16 protein-coding genes are annotated in these 19,070 nt (G+C 71.1%); 8 read left to right on the top strand and 8 right to left on the bottom strand.

Going from position 1 to position 19,070, the window contains the following annotated elements; genetic code table 11:
- Nucleotides 1-51 precede the first annotated feature (51 nt).
- Nucleotides 52-525: a type II 3-dehydroquinate dehydratase gene (gene aroQ, locus ACFVIU_RS16170; RefSeq protein WP_385843096.1), complete on the top strand. Its 474-nt coding sequence runs from the start codon at nucleotides 52-54 to the stop codon at nucleotides 523-525.
- 8 nt (nucleotides 526-533) lie between these two features.
- Here the strand turns inward: aroQ and ACFVIU_RS16175 are convergent, their stop codons facing one another.
- The 5 genes from ACFVIU_RS16175 to ACFVIU_RS16195 all read right to left on the bottom strand — a co-directional run bounded on the left by ACFVIU_RS16175 (nucleotide 534) and on the right by ACFVIU_RS16195 (nucleotide 4,763).
- Nucleotides 534-1,292 carry an amino acid ABC transporter ATP-binding protein gene (locus ACFVIU_RS16175; protein ID WP_385843097.1) on the bottom strand — a complete coding sequence of 253 codons (759 nt, stop codon included), beginning with the start codon at nucleotides 1,290-1,292 and terminating at the stop codon, nucleotides 534-536.
- Nucleotides 1,289-2,200 carry an amino acid ABC transporter permease gene (locus ACFVIU_RS16180; protein WP_385843099.1) on the bottom strand — a complete coding sequence of 304 codons (912 nt, stop codon included), beginning with the start codon at nucleotides 2,198-2,200 and terminating at the stop codon, nucleotides 1,289-1,291. Before ACFVIU_RS16180 ends, ACFVIU_RS16175 begins: the two co-directional genes overlap by 4 nt.
- On the bottom strand, nucleotides 2,197-3,081 hold the full coding sequence (locus ACFVIU_RS16185) for an ABC transporter substrate-binding protein (protein ID WP_385843101.1): 885 nt from the start codon (nucleotides 3,079-3,081) through the stop codon (nucleotides 2,197-2,199). The genes ACFVIU_RS16180 and ACFVIU_RS16185 overlap by 4 nt, the downstream gene beginning before the upstream one ends.
- A gap of 294 nt (nucleotides 3,082-3,375) precedes the next feature.
- Nucleotides 3,376-4,032: an MBL fold metallo-hydrolase gene (locus ACFVIU_RS16190; RefSeq protein WP_385843102.1), complete on the bottom strand. Its 657-nt coding sequence runs from the start codon at nucleotides 4,030-4,032 to the stop codon at nucleotides 3,376-3,378.
- Between the two features lie 44 nt (nucleotides 4,033-4,076).
- Nucleotides 4,077-4,763: a maleylpyruvate isomerase family mycothiol-dependent enzyme gene (locus ACFVIU_RS16195; RefSeq protein ID WP_385843104.1), complete on the bottom strand. Its 687-nt coding sequence runs from the start codon at nucleotides 4,761-4,763 to the stop codon at nucleotides 4,077-4,079.
- A gap of 225 nt (nucleotides 4,764-4,988) precedes the next feature.
- Here ACFVIU_RS16195 and uvrA point away from each other — a divergent pair, with 225 nt between their 5' ends.
- The gene (gene uvrA, locus ACFVIU_RS16200; protein WP_385843105.1) at nucleotides 4,989-8,015 is read left to right on the top strand and encodes an excinuclease ABC subunit UvrA; all 3,027 of its coding nucleotides are present in this window, start codon (nucleotides 4,989-4,991) and stop codon (nucleotides 8,013-8,015) included.
- A 212-nt stretch (nucleotides 8,016-8,227) separates the two neighbouring features.
- Here uvrA and ACFVIU_RS16205 read toward each other — a convergent pair whose 3' ends face one another.
- Both ACFVIU_RS16205 and ACFVIU_RS16210 read right to left on the bottom strand, forming a co-directional pair.
- Nucleotides 8,228-9,139 carry a carbohydrate kinase gene (locus ACFVIU_RS16205; protein WP_385843106.1) on the bottom strand — a complete coding sequence of 304 codons (912 nt, stop codon included), beginning with the start codon at nucleotides 9,137-9,139 and terminating at the stop codon, nucleotides 8,228-8,230.
- The gene (locus ACFVIU_RS16210; protein ID WP_385843108.1) at nucleotides 9,120-10,223 is read right to left on the bottom strand and encodes a LacI family DNA-binding transcriptional regulator; all 1,104 of its coding nucleotides are present in this window, start codon (nucleotides 10,221-10,223) and stop codon (nucleotides 9,120-9,122) included. The genes ACFVIU_RS16205 and ACFVIU_RS16210 overlap by 20 nt, the downstream gene beginning before the upstream one ends.
- 338 nt (nucleotides 10,224-10,561) lie before the next feature.
- Between ACFVIU_RS16210 and ACFVIU_RS16215 the strand changes: the two genes are divergently transcribed.
- A complete protein-coding gene (locus tag ACFVIU_RS16215; protein WP_385843109.1) occupies nucleotides 10,562-10,987 on the top strand; it encodes a Rieske (2Fe-2S) protein in 426 nt (141 codons plus the stop codon).
- 78 nt (nucleotides 10,988-11,065) lie between these two features.
- On the opposite strand, the gene ACFVIU_RS16220 is transcribed toward ACFVIU_RS16215, so the two are convergent.
- Nucleotides 11,066-12,013 carry a hypothetical protein gene (locus ACFVIU_RS16220; protein WP_385843110.1) on the bottom strand — a complete coding sequence of 316 codons (948 nt, stop codon included), beginning with the start codon at nucleotides 12,011-12,013 and terminating at the stop codon, nucleotides 11,066-11,068.
- A 413-nt stretch (nucleotides 12,014-12,426) separates the two neighbouring features.
- Between ACFVIU_RS16220 and uvrC the strand changes: the two genes are divergently transcribed.
- The 5 genes from uvrC to gap all read left to right on the top strand — a co-directional run bounded on the left by uvrC (nucleotide 12,427) and on the right by gap (nucleotide 19,062).
- Nucleotides 12,427-14,520 (top strand): excinuclease ABC subunit UvrC, encoded by a 2,094-nt coding sequence (uvrC, locus tag ACFVIU_RS16225; RefSeq protein ID WP_385843111.1) that lies wholly within the window; start codon nucleotides 12,427-12,429, stop codon nucleotides 14,518-14,520.
- Nucleotides 14,517-15,581 (top strand): RNase adapter RapZ, encoded by a 1,065-nt coding sequence (gene rapZ, locus ACFVIU_RS16230; protein ID WP_385843112.1) that lies wholly within the window; start codon nucleotides 14,517-14,519, stop codon nucleotides 15,579-15,581. Before uvrC ends, rapZ begins: the two co-directional genes overlap by 4 nt.
- A complete protein-coding gene (gene yvcK, locus ACFVIU_RS16235) occupies nucleotides 15,578-16,669 on the top strand; it encodes a uridine diphosphate-N-acetylglucosamine-binding protein YvcK (RefSeq protein WP_385843113.1) in 1,092 nt (363 codons plus the stop codon). The genes rapZ and yvcK overlap by 4 nt, the downstream gene beginning before the upstream one ends.
- Nucleotides 16,660-17,649 carry a DNA-binding protein WhiA gene (gene whiA, locus ACFVIU_RS16240; RefSeq protein WP_030605113.1) on the top strand — a complete coding sequence of 330 codons (990 nt, stop codon included), beginning with the start codon at nucleotides 16,660-16,662 and terminating at the stop codon, nucleotides 17,647-17,649. Before yvcK ends, whiA begins: the two co-directional genes overlap by 10 nt.
- Before the next feature lie 405 nt (nucleotides 17,650-18,054).
- A complete protein-coding gene (gene gap, locus ACFVIU_RS16245; protein ID WP_385843115.1) occupies nucleotides 18,055-19,062 on the top strand; it encodes a type I glyceraldehyde-3-phosphate dehydrogenase in 1,008 nt (335 codons plus the stop codon).
- The last annotated feature ends 8 nt before the right edge of the window (nucleotides 19,063-19,070 follow it).

A 19,070-nucleotide genomic window follows, 5' to 3' on the forward strand; every position in this document is an offset into this window, starting at 1 on the left:
CCGGGTGCGAGCAGCGGTCGTAGACAACCGCCCCGACGGACCGGAGGAACCGTGCCCCGCACCCTGGCCAACGCCCCGATCATGATCCTCAACGGGCCCAACCTGAACCTGCTCGGGCAGCGCCAGCCCGAGATCTACGGCAGGGACACACTGGCCGACGTGGAGGCGATGTGCGCCAAGGCGGCGGCCGCGCACGGCGGCACGGTGGACCTCCGGCAGTCCAACCACGAGGGCGAGCTGGTCGACTGGATCCACGAGGCCCGGCTGAACCACTGCGGGATCGTCATCAACCCCGGCGCCTACTCGCACACGTCGGTCGCGATCCTGGACGCGCTCAACACCTGCGACGGCATGCCCGTGCTGGAGGTGCACATCTCCAACATCCACCAGCGCGAGTCGTTCCGGCACCACTCGTACGTCTCACTCCGTGCCGACGGCGTGATCGCGGGCTGTGGAGTGCAGGGATACGTGTTCGGCGTGGAGCGGGTCGCCGCCCTGGTCGGCGCCGCGCAGGCCGACGCGTAGCCGCGCGGCTAGAGGCGGCCGGCCTCCACGATCCGCCGCAGGAACCGCCGGGTGCGCTCCTGCTGCGGGTCGCCGAAGATCTGCTCCGCGGTGCCGTGCTCCAGGACGACCCCGCCGTCCAGAAAACAGACCTGGTCGGCGACGTCCCGCGCGAAGCCCATCTCGTGGGTGGCCAGCACCATGGTCATCCCCTCGTCCTTCAGTCCCCGGACCACCTCCAGCACCTCGCCCACCAGCTCGGGGTCGAGCGCCGCGGTGATCTCGTCCAGCAGCAACAGCCGGGGCCGTACGGCAAGGGCCCGCACGATCGCCACACGCTGCTGCTGACCGCCGCTGAGCCGGTCCGGATAGGCATCGGCCTTCGCGGCCAGTCCGAGGCGCTCCAGCAGCTCCCTGGCCCGTTCCTCGGCCTCCGCGCGGGAGACGCCGTGCACCCGGCGCGGCGCGAGCGTGATGTTCTCCAGCACCGTCATGTGCGGGAAGAGGTTGTACGCCTGGAAGACCACACCGATCCGGCGCCGCACCGCGTCCTGGTCGGCGCGCGGATCCGTGATCTCCTCGCCGTCCAGCCAGATCGCGCCGTCGTCGATCTCCTCCAGGAGGTTGGCGCAGCGCAGCAGCGTGGACTTGCCGGAGCCGGAGGCGCCGATCAGCGCGGTCACCGTGTGCGGCGCGACCTCCAGATCGACGTCCCGCAGCACGACCGAGCCGCCGAAGGTCTTCCGGACGGACTCCATGCGCAGGACCGGCGTGTGTGCGTCGCTCATAGCGATCCTCCCTGGGCCCGCTGCCGGTCCATCCGGGCCGTCACCCAGTCGGTGAAACGGGTCATCGGGATGGTCAGCGCCACGAACACCAGCCCCGCGACGATGTACGGCGTGTAGTTGAGACTGCGGCCCACGATGATGTCGGCCGCGCGTACGGCGTCCACGGCGCCGCCGATCGACACCAGGCCGGTGTCCTTCTGCAACGACACCAGGTCGTTGAGGAGCGGCGGCACCTGGCGCCGTACCGCCTGCGGCAGCACCACGTAGCGCAGTGCCTGCCGGTTCGTCAGCCCGAGCGAGCGGGCCGCCGCGCGCTGCGAGGGGTGGATCGACTCGATGCCGGCCCGGAACACCTCGGCCACGTACGCCGAGTACGTCAGCGTCAGCGCCGTACCGCCCAGCAGCACCGGATCCACCGTCACGCCCTGCAACCGCAGCGCCGGCACGCCCAGGACCACGATCATCAGGTTGATGATCAGCGGAAGGCCGCGGAAGAAGTCCGTGTAGGCGGCCGCCAGGACCCGCAGCGGGAAGAACACCGGGCCGCGCAGCGTCCGCGCGACGGCGATCACCATGCCGAGGACCAGGACGGCGACTCCGCACACCACCAGCAGCCGGACGTTCAGCCACAGCCCTTCGAGCACCTTAGGGAACGCCTCGCGCGCGTACCGGGCGCTGAAGAACGTCTCCTTGGTGCGCGGCCAGCCGGGCGCGCTGACCACGACCAGGTACAGCACGACGGCCGTCACCAGGGTGGACAGCGCCGCGATCGCCGTGGCACGCCGGGCCCGCGCCCGCTTGTAGCGCTCGCGTTCCAGCCGCCGTGCGGAGGGCACATAGCCGCCGCCGGGCATGCCACTCTTGTCGTCCGCCTCCTCCCGCGCGGACTCGCCCTTGGTGACGGTCACTTGAGCACCGGAGCGTCGACGGCGTCGGAGAGCCACTGCTTCTCGAGCTTCGCCAGGGTGCCGTCCTTGCGCAGGGCGTCGACGGCGCCGCTCACGCACGGGGTCAGCGCGCTGCCCTTGTCCAGCACGAGCCCGAACTGCTCCGGCGTGCCGCCCTGGTTCTGGAACTGGCCGACGATCTTCGCGTCCGTCACCTCGGCGGCGGTGATGTAGAAGGCGGTCGGCAGGTCGGTGACGATGGCGTCCACCTGGCCGTTCTTCAGGGCCGACTTGGCCTGGTCGTTCTTGGCGTAGACGGCGGCCTCCTGCTTGGGCTTCACCACGTCGGTGATGTAGTCCAGGCTGGTCGTACCCACCTGGGCGCCCAGTTTCAGGTTCCTCAGGTCGGCGATGCCCGCCGCCTTCGCGGCCTTGCTGCCCTTGAGCGCGATGACGGCCTGCCGCACGTCGTAGTAGCCCGAGGAGAAGTCCACGGCCTTCTTGCGCTCGGCGCTGATCGACACCTGGTTGATGTCGAAGTCGAAGGTCTTCGCACCAGGCGCGAACGCCTTGTTGAACGGCACGCTCTGCCACACGACCGCGCTCTTGTCGTACCCCAGCTGACGGGCCACGGCGTAGGCGACCGCCGACTCGAAGCCCTTGCCGTTCGCGGGCTTGTCGTCCTTGAACCAGGGCTCGTACGCCGGTTCGTCCGTCGCGATGGTCAGCTTCCCGGACGTCTGGGTGGCCAGCTTGCCCTTGGCGCAGCTCTTGGCGGCCGCACCGGACGAGGTGGCCGACGCCTTCTCCTCGGGCTGCGGAGCACAGCCGACGGCGGTGGCGAGCAGAGCGATCGTGACGGCCGCTACCGCGCGGCGCAGGATGTGAGGAGCAGGGTTCATGGCGGGAGAGTGGCAGCGAACGCCGCGTTTGTCGACGTCACAGCGGTGTTTGTCCGCATGGTGGGAACGAGTGTTGCGGTGATGTGAACGCCGGCCGCACAGCCCGCCCGCGAAGACCGGCCCGGGCCGGGCCGCCGGCCGAGGGCAGGGTTGCGGACCGGCGGCCACAGCCGCGCGGGAGCCGTCGTCCCGCGCGGGGCCACCAGCAGTTGACTGCACGACAGGAGGGCGGGGCCAGCGTGCGCACGCCCTCGGCACGTGCGAACGGTTCACACGGGGTGCGTGCCCGGCCCCCTACCACCCGCGCGCGTGCCACTCCGGAAGATGCGGCCTCTCCGCGCCGAGCGTGGTGTCGTTGCCGTGCCCGGGATAGACCCACGTCTCGTCCGGCAGCACATCGAAGATCTTCGTCTCCACGTCGTGGATCAGGCTGGCGAACGCCTGGGGGTCCTTGCGCGTGTTGCCGACCCCGCCGGGGAACAGGCAGTCGCCGGTGAAGACGTGCGGATGGCCGTGCGGGTCGTCGTAGACCAGCGCGATCGAACCGGGGGTGTGCCCGACGAGGTGGCGTGCGGTGAGTTCCACCCGGCCCACGCGGATGACATCGCCGTCGTCGACGAGGACGTCCGTGGGCACCGGGATGCCGGGCGCGTCCGCACGGCCGGCATAGGTACGCGCGCCCGTGGCGGCGACGACCTCGGCGAGCGCCTGCCAGTGGTCGCCGTGCTGGTGGGTGGTGACGACGGACGCGATGCCGTCGTCACCGATCATGCCGAGGAGCGTTCCCGCCTCGTTCGCGGCGTCGACCAGCAGCTGCTCGTCGGTGGCCCGGCAGCGCAGCAGGTAGGCGTTGTTGTCCATCGGGCCGACCGCGATCTTGGTGATCATCAGGTCTTTCAGCTCGTGCACGTCCGCCGGTCCGCCGACCTTGACCTGTCCGCTGTACGTCATGCCGATCAGCCTATAGCGGGAAGCCCTGCGGGGCCCGTACGGCCTTACAGCGGGGGCAGCTTCGGCAGCGCCCCGCCCTGGACCTTCAGGGCCGCGCCGTCACGGCGTCCGGCGAGCCAGCCCACCAGGTCCGCCGGCGCGCCGCTGACGGCGACCTCCGGCTGGTCCGCCGCCCGTCCGGTGCTCCACGCGCGCGTGCCGTCCGTGATCCGGGTCGCGGGGACGTCCGGGTGCCCGGAGAACCGCTGGGTGAGGAAGTCGGTCTCCCGCTCCAGGAACTCCGCCGGAAGATCCTCGAGGTCGTACCCGGTCCCGAGATCGACGTGGTGCAGGTCCACCTCGACCCACCGGCGGAACGGCACGCCGGCCGCGGAGTCGGTGACGCCGTTGCGCAGCTCGACCGTGCGCGTCCAGTCCGCCGGCGCGTCCCCCGCCGCCTGGAAGCGGGCCGCGCTCTCGCGCAGGTCGGTGAGCTGCTCCTCCAGGGACCGCCGGGCGTCCCGCTCGATGTCGGCGTCGCGTGCCTCCGCGCTCGCGTACATGGGCCGGCCTTCGAGGACGTTCACGAGGGCGTCCGCGTTCCGGGAGACATGGGCGAGGACGTGGCCCCGGGTCCAGCCGGGAAGCCGTGACGGCTCGGCGAGCGCGGCGTTGTCCAGTGCGGCGACCGCGGTGAGGAGCCGTTCGGTCGCTTCACGTACACAGGCCAGGTCATGCGCGTGATCAGTCATGGGCCTGACCCTAGTGCCGTCACACCTTTGGGTGAAGGTGGTGAAGCGCGTCCGCAAATCGAAAGCACGTGCTATATCGTCGAAGGCGGCGTCGGGCATGCTGGAGGGCCGGGGGTTGTTATGCAACCGGGGCAATCCGACCGGCGTTGTCAGTGGCTCCCCCTAGTCTGAAGAAGGACGGGGGCCCCGCCCCTGTCACTTCTCTCAAGAAAGGTGCGGACCGGCGTGGCCGACCGTCTCATCGTCCGTGGCGCGCGCGAGCACAACCTCAAGAATGTCTCGCTCGACCTGCCTCGTGACTCGCTCATCGTCTTCACGGGCCTGTCCGGGTCGGGCAAGTCCTCCCTGGCCTTCGACACGATCTTCGCGGAGGGCCAGCGCCGCTACGTGGAGTCGCTCTCCTCGTACGCCCGGCAGTTCCTCGGCCAGATGGACAAGCCGGACGTCGACTTCATCGAAGGTCTCTCGCCCGCGGTCTCCATCGACCAGAAGTCGACCTCGCGCAACCCGCGCTCGACGGTCGGCACCATCACCGAGGTCTACGACTACCTGCGACTGCTGTTCGCGCGGATCGGCAAGCCGCACTGCCCCGAGTGCGGCCGCCCCATCTCGCGCCAGTCGCCGCAGGCCATCGTGGACAAGGTCCTGGAGCTGCCGGAGGGGAGCCGCTTCCAGGTGCTGTCCCCGCTGGTCCGCGAGCGCAAGGGCGAGTTCGTCGATCTCTTCGCCGACCTCCAGACCAAGGGCTACTCCCGCGCGCGTGTGGACGGCCAGACCATCCAGCTCTCCGAGCCGCCCACGCTGAAGAAGCAGGAGAAGCACACCATCGAGGTGGTCGTCGACCGCCTCACGGTGAAGGACTCCGCCAAGCGCCGCCTCACCGACTCCGTCGAGACGGCCCTCGGGCTCTCCGGCGGCATGGTCGTGCTCGACTTCGTCGACCTCCCCGAGGACGACCCCGAGCGCGAGCGCATGTACTCGGAGCACCTGTACTGCCCGTACGACGACCTGTCCTTCGAGGAGCTGGAGCCGCGCTCCTTCTCCTTCAACTCGCCCTTCGGCGCCTGCCCCGAGTGCACCGGCATCGGCACGCGCATGGAGGTCGACGCCGAGCTGATCGTCCCGGACCCCGACAAGTCCCTGGACGAGGGCGCCATCCACCCCTGGTCGCACGGACACACCAAGGACTACTTCGGCCGTCTCATCGGCGCCCTCGCCGACGCCCTCGGCTTCCGCACGGACATCCCGTTCGCGGGCCTGCCGCAGCGCGCGAAGAAGGCCCTGCTGTACGGCCACAAGACCCAGATCGAGGTGCGGTACCGCAACCGCTACGGCCGCGAGCGTGTGTACACCACGCCCTTCGAGGGTGCGGTGCCCTTCGTCAAGCGCCGGCACAGCGAGGCCGAGAGCGATGCCAGCCGCGAGCGCTTCGAGGGCTACATGCGCGAGGTGCCCTGCCCCACCTGCCAGGGCACGCGCCTGAAGCCGATCGTCCTCGCCGTCACCATCATGGAGAAGTCGATCGCCGAGGTCTCCGCGATGTCGATCAGCGACTGCGCGGACTTCCTGGGCAAGCTGAAGCTGAACGCCCGCGACAAGAAGATCGCCGAGCGGGTGCTGAAGGAGGTCAACGAGCGACTGCGCTTCCTGGTCGACGTCGGCCTGGACTACCTCTCGCTCAACCGCGCGGCCGGCACCCTCTCCGGCGGCGAGGCGCAGCGCATCCGGCTGGCCACCCAGATCGGCTCGGGCCTCGTCGGCGTGCTGTACGTGCTGGACGAGCCGTCCATCGGTCTGCACCAGCGGGACAACCACCGGCTGATCGAGACCCTGGTCCGGCTGCGTGACATGGGCAACACGCTCATCGTCGTGGAGCACGACGAGGACACCATCAAGGTCGCCGACTGGGTGGTCGACATCGGCCCCGGCGCCGGCGAGCACGGCGGCAAGGTCGTGCACAGCGGCTCCCTGAAGGAGCTGCTCGCCAATACCGAGTCGCAGACCGGTGCCTACCTCTCGGGCCGCAAGTCGATCCCGCTCCCGGACGTACGCCGGCCCCGTGACCCGTCCCGGCAGCTCACCGTGCACGGCGCCCGTGAGAACAACCTGCGGGACATCGACGTGTCCTTCCCGCTGGGCGTCTTCACGGCCGTCACCGGCGTCTCCGGCTCCGGCAAGTCGACGCTGGTCAACGACATCCTCTACACGCACCTGGCCCGCGAGCTGAACGGCGCCCGGGCCGTCCCCGGCCGGCACACGCGCGTGGCGGGCGACGACCTGGTCGACAAGGTCGTGCACGTGGACCAGTCGCCGATCGGCCGCACCCCGCGGTCCAACCCGGCGACCTACACCGGCGTCTTCGACCACATCCGCAAGCTGTTCGCCGAGACCACCGAGGCGAAGGTCCGCGGCTATCTGCCCGGCCGCTTCTCCTTCAACGTCAAGGGCGGCCGCTGCGAGAACTGCGCGGGCGACGGCACCATCAAGATCGAGATGAACTTCCTCCCGGACGTGTACGTCCCGTGCGAGGTCTGCCACGGCGCCCGGTACAACCGGGAGACCCTGGAGGTCCACTACAAGGGCAAGTCCATCGCCGAGGTGCTGAACATGCCGATCGAGGAGGCCATGCACTTCTTCGAGGCGGTCCCGGCGATCTCGCGTCACCTGAAGACGCTCCATGACGTCGGCCTCGGCTATGTCCGCCTCGGCCAGTCGGCCACCACCCTCTCCGGCGGCGAGGCCCAGCGGGTCAAGCTCGCCAGCGAGCTCCAGAAGCGGTCCACCGGACGCACCGTCTACGTGCTGGACGAGCCGACCACCGGTCTGCACTTCGAGGACATCAGCAAGCTGCTGACCGTCCTCGGCGGCCTGGTCGACAAGGGCAACACGGTCATCGTCATCGAGCACAACCTCGACGTGATCAAGACCGCCGACTGGATCGTGGACATGGGCCCGGAGGGCGGCGCCGGCGGTGGCCTCGTGGTCGCCGAAGGCACCCCCGAGGACGTCGCCGGGGTGCCGGCCAGCCACACCGGCAAGTTCCTGCGCGAGATCCTCGGCGCCGACCGCATCAGCGACGCCGAGCCGGTGCAGGCGCCCCGCGCCACCGCTGCCCGCAAGACGGCCGCGGCCAGGTCGACGGCGAAGAAGACGGTGACGGCCAAGGCCAACGACACGGCCACCAAGAAGGCCGCCACCGCCGCGAAGAAGGCGACGCCCGCGAAGAAGACGACGCGGGCCCGGAAGGCCTGAGCGCCCTCACCGGACAAGGCCTGACAGCTCATCAAAAAACCGGCGCCCCGCGGGAACTCCCCGCGGGGCGCCGCTCGTTCCACCATCAGCCACCCAGGCCCTGCGGTTCGACCGGTCCCCGCAGTCCGGGCCCGGCCGCACCTTGACAAGAGCACAGGGAAACGGATGGAGAAGTAAGGCTCCAGAGAAGGATCACCAGGGAAGCGGCCGGCTCACAGCGCACCCAGCTCGGCCGCGTACGGCGGCTCCGCCCCCGCCCGTGAGCAGGTGATCGCCGCCGCGCGTGCCGCGAAGCGCAACAGCCGCGTCCAGCCCTGAGTCCCCAGGGCGGCGAGCGCTTCCTCCGACAGCGCGTCCAGGGCGGACAGCCCGTGCAGCAACGCCGCGTTCACCGTGTCACCGGCGCCGATGGTGTCCACGACATCGACCTCCTCACCCGGCACGGAGCACTCCCCGCCGTCCCGGGTGAACACGGTCAGGCCGTCACCGCCCCGGGTGACCACCACCGCCGACGGTCCCGCGGCCAGCCACTCGCCCGGCGTGCCGCCCAGCCACGCGGCATCCTCCGCGGACAGCTTCAGCAGCGTCACCGAGGGCAGCCAGCTCTTGAAACGCGCCCGGTAGGCGTCCGCGTCCGGGATCAGTCCCGCCCGGACGTTGGGGTCGAGCGCGGTGAACAGCCCCTGGGCGGACGCCGTGCGCATCAGCTCCTCATAGGCGCTCGCCCCCGGCTCCAGGACGAGCGAGCAGGTGCCGAAGGACACCGCGCGTGTTCCCACCGGGAGCTCGGCGGGCGCGGTGAACAGACGGTCGGCGGTGCCGTCCACATAGAAGGAGTAGGCGGCCGAACCGGTCCCGTCGACGGTGGCCACCGCGAGGGTCGTCGGCTCCGGCCCACGCTGTACGCCCGACACCTCGACCCCGGCCCGCCGCAGCCCGTCGAGCAGGGCCTCACCGAAGGCGTCGGTCGACGTGCGGGAGCAGAAGGCGGTGCGCGAGCCGAGACGCCCGAGGGCCACGGCGGTGTTGTAGGGGCCGCCGCCGGGCGCGGGCTTCAGCGCCGCGAGGGCCCCGGGGCCCTGCGGTACCAGGTCGATCAGTGCCTCACCGGCGACGACGATCACGGGCGGTTCCCTTCTCGTACTGCGTGGATGGCGGGGTGCGCTCGGACTCCTCGGGCGCGCCCGGTTCCTCCGGGCACCCGCAGGACGTGCGGTGGACGAACGCGCACGGCAGGCGCAGCGTCCGGGCCGGCCGGTGCGGCTCGGCCAGGCGGTCCAGGAGCACCCGGACCGCCTGGGCGCCCAGTTCCCTGCTGGGCTGGGCGATGGCGGTGAGCCGGGGCGAGAAGAGATCGGCCCAGGCGAAGTCGTCGAAGCAGCACAGCGCGATGTCGTCCGGCACCGACCGGCCGAGCCGGCGCAGGGCCCGCAGGGCTCCGATGGTCATCGCGTTGTTGGCGGTGACCAGTGCCGTGGGCGGATCCGGCAGGGCGAGCAGGGCGGCGGTGGCCTGCTCGGCACCGGCAGACTCGGAGTTGCCGGACACCAGGAGGCCGTCGTCCTGGGCCAGACCGGCTGCGGTCAGTCCGTCCCGGTAGCCGGCGATGCGCTCGCTGGTCGTGCTGAGCCCGGGCAGCCCCGCGACCAGGCCGATCCGGCGGTGGCCCAGCCCGGCGAGGTGGGAGACGAGCCGGGCCGTCGGTGCGGCACTCTCGGCGCAGACCTGGTCGAAGCGCGCCGCGCCGTCCATCGCGAGCGGGTCGATCAACCGGTCCAGGAACACCGTCGGTACGGCGTGGCGGTGCAGGTAGGCGACCAGGTCGTGCGGGTGCGCGGAGGGGGCCACGATCATGCCGTCCACCCGGCGCTCGTGGAGGAGCTGTACGACCGTGCGTTCATGCCCGGGGTCGTCGTGCGGATCGGCGATGAGCAGGCTGTAGCCGGCTTCCAGCGCGGCGGCCTCGACACCCTGGAGGATCTCCGTGAAGTACGGGTTGCTGATCGCCGACACCGCGAGGCCGATGGAGCGGGTCCGTGACGTCACCAGGGAGCGGGCCAGGGTGTTGGGGGTGTAGCCGAGAGCGTCGACCGCGTCCAGCACGGCCTGGCGGGTGTGGGGCAGGACCGGGCGGGTCCCGTTGAGGACATGGGACACTGTCGCCACGGAGACCCCGGCGCTGCGGGCGACGTCCGCCATGGTGGGCATCGCGTTCCCTTCCCGAGCCGAGCCCCTTCCGCGCCGAGCCGCCGCGGTCTTCCGGCCGGGAAGGTATCCCATCGGCCACCCGTACGTAAACGCTTACGCAAGCGTTTACGTCCTCCACGCACCCCCACCCACCCCTGACCGCACCCGCACCCGCACCCGCACCCGCACCCGCACCCGCGCGGCGCTCCCCGCGACTGCGCACCGACCCCTGCCCACCCGTGTCGCGCACCGCCGGCCCACCCCTCGCACCGTCCCGCCGGGTGAGCCCCCGCCCCGGGCCCGGTCGTTCTGCCCGGGTATCGTGCGCCCTGCACCGCCCCTTGACCAGTGGAGTCCAGATGTCCGCCCGACCGTCCGCGAGTCGTCGTACCGTCCTTCGAGGGGCCGCCGTGGCACCGGTCGCCGGGCTCGGCCTGGCCGCGTGCGCGGCGCCGGGAGGCGGGGGCGCGGCCGCCGCCCCGACCGCGCCTGTCGATCTCGGCGCCGAGAGCGAGGTCGCCAAGGGCGGCGCCAAGCTCTACCGCGATCACAACGTGGTCGTCAGCCGTGACCGGGACGGCACGCTGAAGGCGTACAGCACGATCTGCACGCACGCGGGCTGCCCGATCAACAAGCTGGAGGGGACGACCCTGATCTGCCCCTGCCATGGCAGCCAGTTCGACGCCGTGACGGGCAAGGTGGTCCAGTCTCCGGCCACCGCGCCGCTGACGGAGCTGTCGGTGAAGGACGCGAACGGCAGGATCGTCGCGGGCCCGGCCGCCTGACGGGATGCTGGGGGGCGGCTGTCCCGGGGCGTGCCCGCGGGCGAGCGCTCGCCGGTGGGTTACGTCAGTCCCGTTACGTCAGTCCCACTCCCACGCCATGCCGATGAGACCGGGCCGGATACGGGGCTCGACGACATGGACGCAGTGGTGCGGTCCGGTGACGGACAGTTCCCGGCGGCTGGCGCGTGGGGCCGCGGGGGAGTGCTGGGTGAAGCGGTGGCAGCGCGCGGGCAGGGCGGTGGGGTCGAACCGCACCTGGAGGGCGTACTGGCCGCCGGGGGAGTCGAAGCGGTGCAGGTACTCGCGGGAGGGCCCGGCCGTGCCGTCCTCGAAGCCGTACCGGAAGAGGAAGGTGTCGCCGGAGCGCAGCCGGGTGCCGAAGAGCAGCTCGGCCGACAGCACCCCGGTGTCCTGGTCCCACCGGACCCGGCCCGTGCGGCAGTTCTCCAGGGCCCGCACCCTGATGTCGCGCGGGCTGCAACCGGGGTCGCCGTGGTGCACGGCCACGAAGCGGTCGACGCCGTCGCGATGGGCCCGCACGATGTGGTGGGCCTCGCGGACCGCCAGCTCGCGCCGGGCGCCGATGCGGACGCACTCGTGGTGGCCCAGGGTGTGCAGCCCGCCGTCGAGGGACCAGCCCAGTTCGGCCCGGAGCCGGTCGGAGGCGTCCGAGGCCGCGAGCAGGGAGCGGTAGGAGCGGCCCGCCGGGCGTCCGGTTCCCTGGTGTTCGCCGGTCTCGGCGAGCAGCCGGATCAGCGACTCGTCCGGCAGTCGGAGGATCTCCTCCAGCGCCCGTACGGCGCGCAAGGACTCCGGGCGCTGCGGCCGGCGGGCGCCCTGCTGCCAGTAACTCAGGCTGGTGACGCCGACTTTGACCCCGTGACGCGACAGATGGTGCTGGACGCGCTGGAGGGGCAGGCCGCGTGCGGCGATCGCGGCGCGCAGCGCCACATGGAAGGGGCCGCCCCGGAGGACCACGTCCAGTTCCGCGGTGGGGACGTCCGCGTGCTCTGTGACATGCAGCATGCCGAGGCGCCTTTCTGTGTGGTGTCACTACGGCTGGTCAGGCCGCTGCGCGGGTGTGCGGGGCCACCCCCCGTGGGCGTCGTCGACGCCGTGGCTGCGCATGCCGCTGCCCTGAGGCGGGCGTGCGCGGCCCCGAGTTCCCCCGCATTGAAGCGTGTTGACCAGACCCCGACAACACCTCGGACTCGGCCGCCGTCCGTTCCTGGCCGGACGTCGTCCCTCCGGAGCGGGGGAAGCGGTGCGAAAGCGGGCGCAGCGCGACGGGCCGGAGCCCGGGCGCGCCGGGCGGGGGTGGGCAGCATGACCGGAAACCCGCCCCGGGCACGGGGTCCGGGAAAGCCGGCGGCGCGCGCGGCGGCGGCGTTGTCCACAGGCCCGACGCGGTGTCGGTGCTCGCCAGTAGGGTGTGAGACATGGCCGACCCCTCCAGCTACCGCCCCAGGCCGGGAGACATCCCGGACTCTCCGGGGGTGTACCGGTTCCGTGACGAGCACCGCCGGGTGATCTACGTCGGAAAGGCGAAGAGCCTGCGCCAGCGCCTGGCGAACTACTTCCAGGACCTGGCGAACCTGCACCCCCGGACCCGGACGATGGTGACCACCGCCGCCTCCGTGGAGTGGACCGTGGTGTCCACGGAGGTCGAGGCGCTCCAGCTGGAGTACTCCTGGATCAAGGAGTACGACCCCCGGTTCAACGTCAAGTACCGGGACGACAAGAGCTACCCGTACCTCGCGGTGACGATGAACGAGGAGTTCCCGCGGGTACAGGTGATGCGCGGTCACAAGAAGAAGGGCGTGCGCTACTTCGGGCCGTACGGGCACGCGTGGGCCATCCGGGACACCGTCGACCTGATGCTGCGGGTCTTCCCGGTGCGCACCTGCTCGGCCGGCGTCTTCAAGAACGCCGCCCGCACCGGCCGGCCCTGCCTGCTCGGGTACATCGGCAAGTGCTCCGCGCCCTGCGTCGGCCGGATCACCGCCGAGGACCACCAGGACCTGGCCGAGGAGTTCTGCGACTTCATGGCGGGGCGCACCGGCACCTACCTCCGCCGTCTGGAGAAGCAGATGACGGAGGCGGCCGAGGAGATGGAGTACGAGCGGGCCGCCCGCCTGCGCGACGACATCGAGGCCCTGAGAAAGGCCATGGAGAAGAACGCGGTCGTGCTCGCCGACGCGACCGACGCCGATCTCATCGCCGTCGCCGAGGACGAGCTGGAGGCGGCCGTGCAGATCTTCCATGTGCGCGGCGGCCGGGTGCGCGGCCAGCGCGGCTGGGTGACCGACAAGGTCGAGGAGGTCACCACCGGCGCCCTGGTCGAGCACGCGCTCCAGCAGCTGTACGGCGAGGAGACGGGGGACGCCGTCCCCAAGGAGGTGCTCGTCCCGGCCCTGCCCGAGCCGGTCGAGCCGGTCCAGGAGTGGTTGGCCGGCCGCCGCGGGGCGAACGTGTCGCTGCGCATCCCGCAGCGCGGCGACAAGAAGGCGCTCATGGAGACCGTGCAGCGCAACGCCCAGCAGGCGCTCGTCCTGCACAAGACGAAGCGCGCCTCCGACCTCACCACGCGCTCCCGTGCGCTGGAGGAGATCGCCGAGGCCCTCGACCTGGACAGCGCCCCGCTGCGCATCGAGTGCTACGACATCTCGCACCTCCAGGGTGACGACGTGGTCGCCTCGATGGTGGTCTTCGAGGACGGCCTCCAGCGCAAGAGCGAGTACCGCCGCTTCCAGATCAGGGGCTTCGCCGGACAGGACGACGTGCGCTCCATGCACGAGGTGATCACCCGCCGCTTCAAGCGGTACCTCGCGGAGAAGGAGCGGACGGGGGAGTGGACCGACGGGGACGGGGAGGAGAGCGCCCCGGACGGCGGGAGCGCGCTGCCCGACGGCGAGCCGATCACCACCTCCCTGAAGGACGACGACGGCCGGCCCAGGAAGTTCGCCTACCCGCCCCAGCTGGTCGTGGTCGACGGCGGGCAGCCGCAGGTCGCGGCGGCCCGGCGGGCCCTGGACGAGCTGGGCATCGACGACATCGCCGTGTGCGGTCTGGCCAAGCGCCTGGAGGAGGTCTGGCTCCCCGGCGATGACGACCCGGTGGTCCTGCCCCGCACCAGCGAGGGCCTCTATCTGCTCCAGCGCGTCCGGGACGAGGCCCACCGGTTCGCGATCACCTACCAGCGCGTCAAGCGGGCCAAGCGCTTCCGCTCCGGGGTGCTGGACGACGTCCCCGGCCTCGGCGACACCCGCAAACAGGCGCTGATCAAGCATTTCGGCTCGGTGAAGAAGCTTCGGTCCGCCACAATCGAGCAGATCCAGGAAGTGCCCGGCATAGGCCGGAAGACGGCCGAGACCATCGCCGCGGCCCTCGCCCAGGCGGCCCCGGCCGCACCCGCCGTGAACACGGCGACCGGAGAGATCATTGAAGACGAGGAACCCGATACGACGGCGGGTTCCTCGGGGGAGCCCGTCACCGCGGGCCCCCCGGACGAACGACGGGGGCAGGAGACATGAGCGAGCACGAGGCACAGCCCACAGCGGGGCGAGATCAGACGCACAGCGCCCCGGGCGACGCAGCCGTCCGGCGCGACACGGACCAGGACAGAGTCCTGGACGCGGGCCAGGACACCGGTCAGGCCACCGGCCAGGACGCGGGTCAGGACAACGGAGCACAGGTGAGTACGGGCAGCGAGGCAGCCGGGACCGCGGACGCGGCCATTCCCGAGCTGGTGATCATCTCCGGCATGTCCGGGGCGGGGCGGTCGACGGCCGCGAAGTGTCTGGAGGACCTCGGCTGGTTCGTCGTGGACAACCTCCCGCCCGCCCTGATCCCCACCATGGTGGAGCTGGGCGCCCGCTCCCAGGGCAACGTGGCGCGGATCGCGGTCGTCGTCGACGTGCGCGGCCGGCGCTTCTTCGACAACCTGCGCGAGTCCCTCGCCGACCTCGACACCCGGGGCGTCACCCGGCGGATCGTCTTCCTGGAGTCCTCCGACGACGCCCTGGTGCGCCGGTTCGAGTCGGTGCGCCGGCCGCACCCGCTCCAGGGCGACGGCCGCATCGTGGACGGCATCGCCGCCGAGCGTGAGCTGCTGCGCGAGCTGCGCGGCGACGCCGACCTGGTGATCGACACCTCCAGCCTCAACGTGCACGAGCTGCGCGCCAAGATGGACGCCCAGTTCGCCGGCGAGGAGGAGCCCGAGCTGCGGGCCACCGTGATGTCCTTCGGCTTCAAGTACGGCCTGCCGGTCGACGCCGACCTGGTCGCGGACATGCGGTTCCTGCCCAACCCGCACTGGGTCCCGGAGCTGCGCCCGTACACCGGCGTCAACGAGGAGGTCGCCGCGTACGTCTTCAACCAGCCCGGCGCCAAGGAGTTCCTCGACCGGTACGCGGAGCTGCTGCGGCTGATCGCGGCCGGCTACCGCCGGGAGGGCAAGCGCTATGTGACCATCGCCATCGGCTGTACCGGCGGCAAGCACCGCTCGGTCGCGATGTCGGAGAAGCTCGCCGCACGGCTCGCGGCCGAGGGCGTGGAGACGGTGGTCGTGCACCGGGACATGGGACGGGAATGACGGAACGTACACCGCGGCTGAGCAGGCTGCGCCGGATGGTGCCGGAAGCGCGCGCCGGCCGTCCCGCCGAGAGCCGCTCCGGCCGCCCTGCCGAGTCCCGCGGCGGGCGGCCGCGCCGCCGGGGCACACAGCCCAAGGTGGTCGCACTCGGCGGCGGCATGGGCCTGTCCGCCTCGCTCGCCGCGCTGCGCCGGATCACCGGCGATCTGACCGCCGTGGTCACGGTGGCCGACGACGGCGGCTCCAGCGGCCGGCTGCGCGACGAGCTGGGCGTGCTGCCGCCCGGGGACCTGCGCAAGGCGCTGGCCGCGCTGTGCGGGGACGACGAGTGGGGACAGACCTGGGCCCGCGTCATCCAGCACCGCTTCCAGTCCCAGGGCGACCTGCACGAGCACGCGGTCGGCAATCTGCTGATCGTGGCCCTGTGGGAGCAGCTCGGCGACCATGTCCAGGCCCTGGACCTGGTCGGCAAGCTGCTGGGCGCGCACGGGCGGGTGCTGCCGATGTCCGCCGTACCGCTGGAGCTCCAGGCCCTGGTCAAGGGGCATGATCCGGCGCGCCCGGAGGACGTGGACACCGTGCGCGGGCAGGCGACGGTCGCGCTCACCCCCGGCGAGGTGCAGTCGGTGCACCTCGTACCGCACGACCCGCCCGCGGTGCCGGAGGCCGTCGCGGCGGTGCTGGACGCGGACTGGGTGGTGCTGGGCCCCGGTTCCTGGTTCTCCTCGGTGATCCCGCATCTGCTCGTCCCCGACCTGCTGGACGCGCTCACCGAGACCAAGGCGCGCAAGGTCCTGTCGCTGAACCTCGCCCCGCAGCCGGGAGAAACCGAGGGCTTCTCACCGCAGCGTCATTTGGAGGTTTTGGGGCGACACGCCCCTAAACTCGCCCTGGACGTGGTGCTGGCCGACGAGGCCGCGGTGCCCGACCGCGACTCGCTCACCGAGGCCGCCAAGCGGCTGGGAGCCGCGGTCGAGCTGGCGCCGGTGGCCCGGACCGACGGATCGCCCCGGCACGACCCGGAGCTGTTGGCCGCCGCGTACGACCGTATTTTTCGGATGCATGGAAGGATCGGCCCATGGCGATGACGGCAGCGGTGAAGGACGAGATCTCCCGGCTCCCCGTCACCCGGACCTGCTGCAGGAAGGCGGAGGTCTCCGCCATTCTGCGGTTCGCCGGCGGCCTCCACCTGGTGAGCGGGCGCATCGTGATCGAGGCGGAGCTGGACACCGCGATGGCGGCCCGCCGTCTCAAGCGGGACATCCTGGAGATCTTCGGCCACAGCTCCGAGCTGATCGTGATGGCGCCCGGCGGGCTGCGCCGCGGCTCGCGCTATGTCGTACGGGTCGTCGCGGGCGGTGACCAGCTGGCCCGCCAGACCGGTCTGGTCGACGGCCGGGGCCGCCCGATCCGCGGTCTGCCGCCGCAGGTGGTCTCCGGGGCCACCTGTGACGCGGAGGCGGCCTGGCGCGGTGCCTTCCTGGCGCACGGCTCGCTGACCGAGCCCGGCCGCTCCTCCTCCCTGGAGGTGACCTGCCCCGGCCCGGAGGCCGCGCTCGCACTGGTCGGTGCCGCGCGCAGACTGTCCATCGCCGCCAAGGCGCGCGAGGTGCGCGGGGTGGACCGGGTGGTCGTCCGGGACGGGGACGCGATCGGCGCGCTGCTGACCCGGCTCGGCGCACACGAGTCGGTGCTGGCGTGGGAGGAGCGCCGGATGCGCCGCGAGGTGCGGGCGACGGCCAACCGGCTCGCCAACTTCGACGACGCCAACCTGCGCCGCTCGGCACGCGCCGCCGTGGCCGCCGGGGCCCGGGTGCAGCGCGCTCTGGAGATCCTGGGCGACGAGGTCCCCGAGCATCTCGCCGCGGCCGGCCGGCTGCGGATGGAGCACAAGCAGGCCTCGCTGGAGGAGCTGGGCGCGCTCGCCGACCCGCCGCTGACCAAGGACGCGGTCGCGGGCCGTATCCGTCGGCTGCTGGCCATGGCCGACAAGCGCGCCGCCGATCTGGGCATTCCGGGCACGGAAGCCAATCTCACCGAGGAGCTGGCGGAGAATCTGGCCGGCTGACGGCCTGTCCGACACGGAAAACGCGAAAAAACATCGGTGCCGAGATCCGCCACGGGTCTCGGCACCGGCGTTTTTCACACCTTTCGGCAGCTGAATTTGGCAGGTGAGCGGAACCCCCTCTCAAGGGTGCAGGAATGGGGTAGTCATCAAGTGAGCCAACCGGCTCACGAACGAGTGAAAAAGGCGCCAAGAGTGCCCCGCATTCCGTACCAAAAACGGGTGAACCCATTGCCGATCCGGGACGGTCCGTACCTCTACTGACGGGTACGGAACGCCTGCCCGTGTATGGGCCATCTCGATGTCACCTCGGGGCCCTCAGAGAGGTAGGGTCGGTGGTGGTCGGGGACATCCCAAACAGAGCTCGCCGGCACCGCATAGCCGGCGTACCAACGAGGAGATCGGTTCGTGACGATCCGCGTAGGCATCAACGGCTTCGGCCGCATCGGGCGTAACTACTTCCGCGCGCTGCTGGAGCAGGGTGCGGACATCGAGGTTGTGGCTGTCAACGACCTGGGTGACACCGCGACCACGGCTCACCTGCTCAAGTACGACACGATCCTGGGTCGCCTCAAGCAGGAGGTCACCCACACCGCCGACACGATCACCGTCGACGGTCACACCATCAAGGTGCTGTCCGAGCGCAACCCGGCCGACATCCCCTGGGGTGAGCTGGGCGTCGACATCGTCATCGAGTCGACCGGCATCTTCACCAGCAAGGCGGACGCCGCCAAGCACATCGCCGGTGGCGCCAAGAAGGTCCTCATCTCGGCTCCGGCCAAGGACGAGGACATCACCATCGTCATGGGTGTCAACCAGGACAAGTACGACGCGGCCAACCACCACGTCATCTCCAACGCCTCCTGCACCACCAACTGTGTGGCGCCGATGGCGAAGGTCCTGGACGAGAACTTCGGCATCGTCAAGGGTCTGATGACCACGGTGCACGCGTACACGAACGACCAGCGCATCCTGGACTTCCCGCACAAGGACCTGCGCCGCGCCCGTGCCGCCGCCGAGAACATCATCCCGACCACCACCGGTGCCGCGAAGGCCACCGCTCTGGTGCTGCCGCAGCTCAAGGGCAAGCTGGACGGCATCGCCATGCGCGTCCCGGTCCCGACCGGCTCGGTCACCGACCTGGTCGTCGAGCTCTCCCGCGAGGTCACCAAGGAAGAGGTCAACGCCGCCTTCCAGAAGGCCGCCGAGGGCGAGCTGAAGGGCCTCCTCGACTACACCGAGGACCCGATCGTCTCCTCCGACATCGTCAACGCCCCGGCGTCCTGCACCTTCGACTCCTCCCTGACCATGGTCCAGGAGGGCAAGAACGTGAAGGTCATCGGCTGGTACGACAACGAGTGGGGCTACTCCAACCGCCTCGTGGACCTCACGGTCTTCGTCGGCGGCCAGCTCTGATCGCCGTA

Origin of the sequence: Streptomyces sp. NPDC127190, assembly GCF_042672505.1 — a bacterium.
Lineage (GTDB): Bacteria > Actinomycetota > Actinomycetes > Streptomycetales > Streptomycetaceae > Streptomyces.

What these genes read in the sequence shown, in the direction of transcription:
- ACFVIU_RS16220 (WP_385843110.1), bottom strand. Translation starts at nt 12,013, where the DNA reads ATGCTGCATGTCACAGAGCACGCGGACGTCCCCACCGCGGAACTGGAC.
- ACFVIU_RS16195 (WP_385843104.1), bottom strand. Translation starts at nt 4,763, where the DNA reads ATGACTGATCACGCGCATGACCTGGCCTGTGTACGTGAAGCGACCGAA.
- yvcK (WP_385843113.1), top strand. Translation starts at nt 15,578, where the DNA reads ATGACGGAACGTACACCGCGGCTGAGCAGGCTGCGCCGGATGGTGCCG.
- ACFVIU_RS16185 (WP_385843101.1), bottom strand. Translation starts at nt 3,081, where the DNA reads ATGAACCCTGCTCCTCACATCCTGCGCCGCGCGGTAGCGGCCGTCACG.
- ACFVIU_RS16190 (WP_385843102.1), bottom strand. Translation starts at nt 4,032, where the DNA reads ATGACGTACAGCGGACAGGTCAAGGTCGGCGGACCGGCGGACGTGCAC.
- uvrC (WP_385843111.1), top strand. Translation starts at nt 12,427, where the DNA reads ATGGCCGACCCCTCCAGCTACCGCCCCAGGCCGGGAGACATCCCGGAC.
- ACFVIU_RS16215 (WP_385843109.1), top strand. Translation starts at nt 10,562, where the DNA reads ATGTCCGCCCGACCGTCCGCGAGTCGTCGTACCGTCCTTCGAGGGGCC.
- whiA (WP_030605113.1), top strand. Translation starts at nt 16,660, where the DNA reads ATGGCGATGACGGCAGCGGTGAAGGACGAGATCTCCCGGCTCCCCGTC.
- rapZ (WP_385843112.1), top strand. Translation starts at nt 14,517, where the DNA reads ATGAGCGAGCACGAGGCACAGCCCACAGCGGGGCGAGATCAGACGCAC.
- ACFVIU_RS16210 (WP_385843108.1), bottom strand. Translation starts at nt 10,223, where the DNA reads ATGCCCACCATGGCGGACGTCGCCCGCAGCGCCGGGGTCTCCGTGGCG.
- ACFVIU_RS16175 (WP_385843097.1), bottom strand. Translation starts at nt 1,292, where the DNA reads ATGAGCGACGCACACACGCCGGTCCTGCGCATGGAGTCCGTCCGGAAG.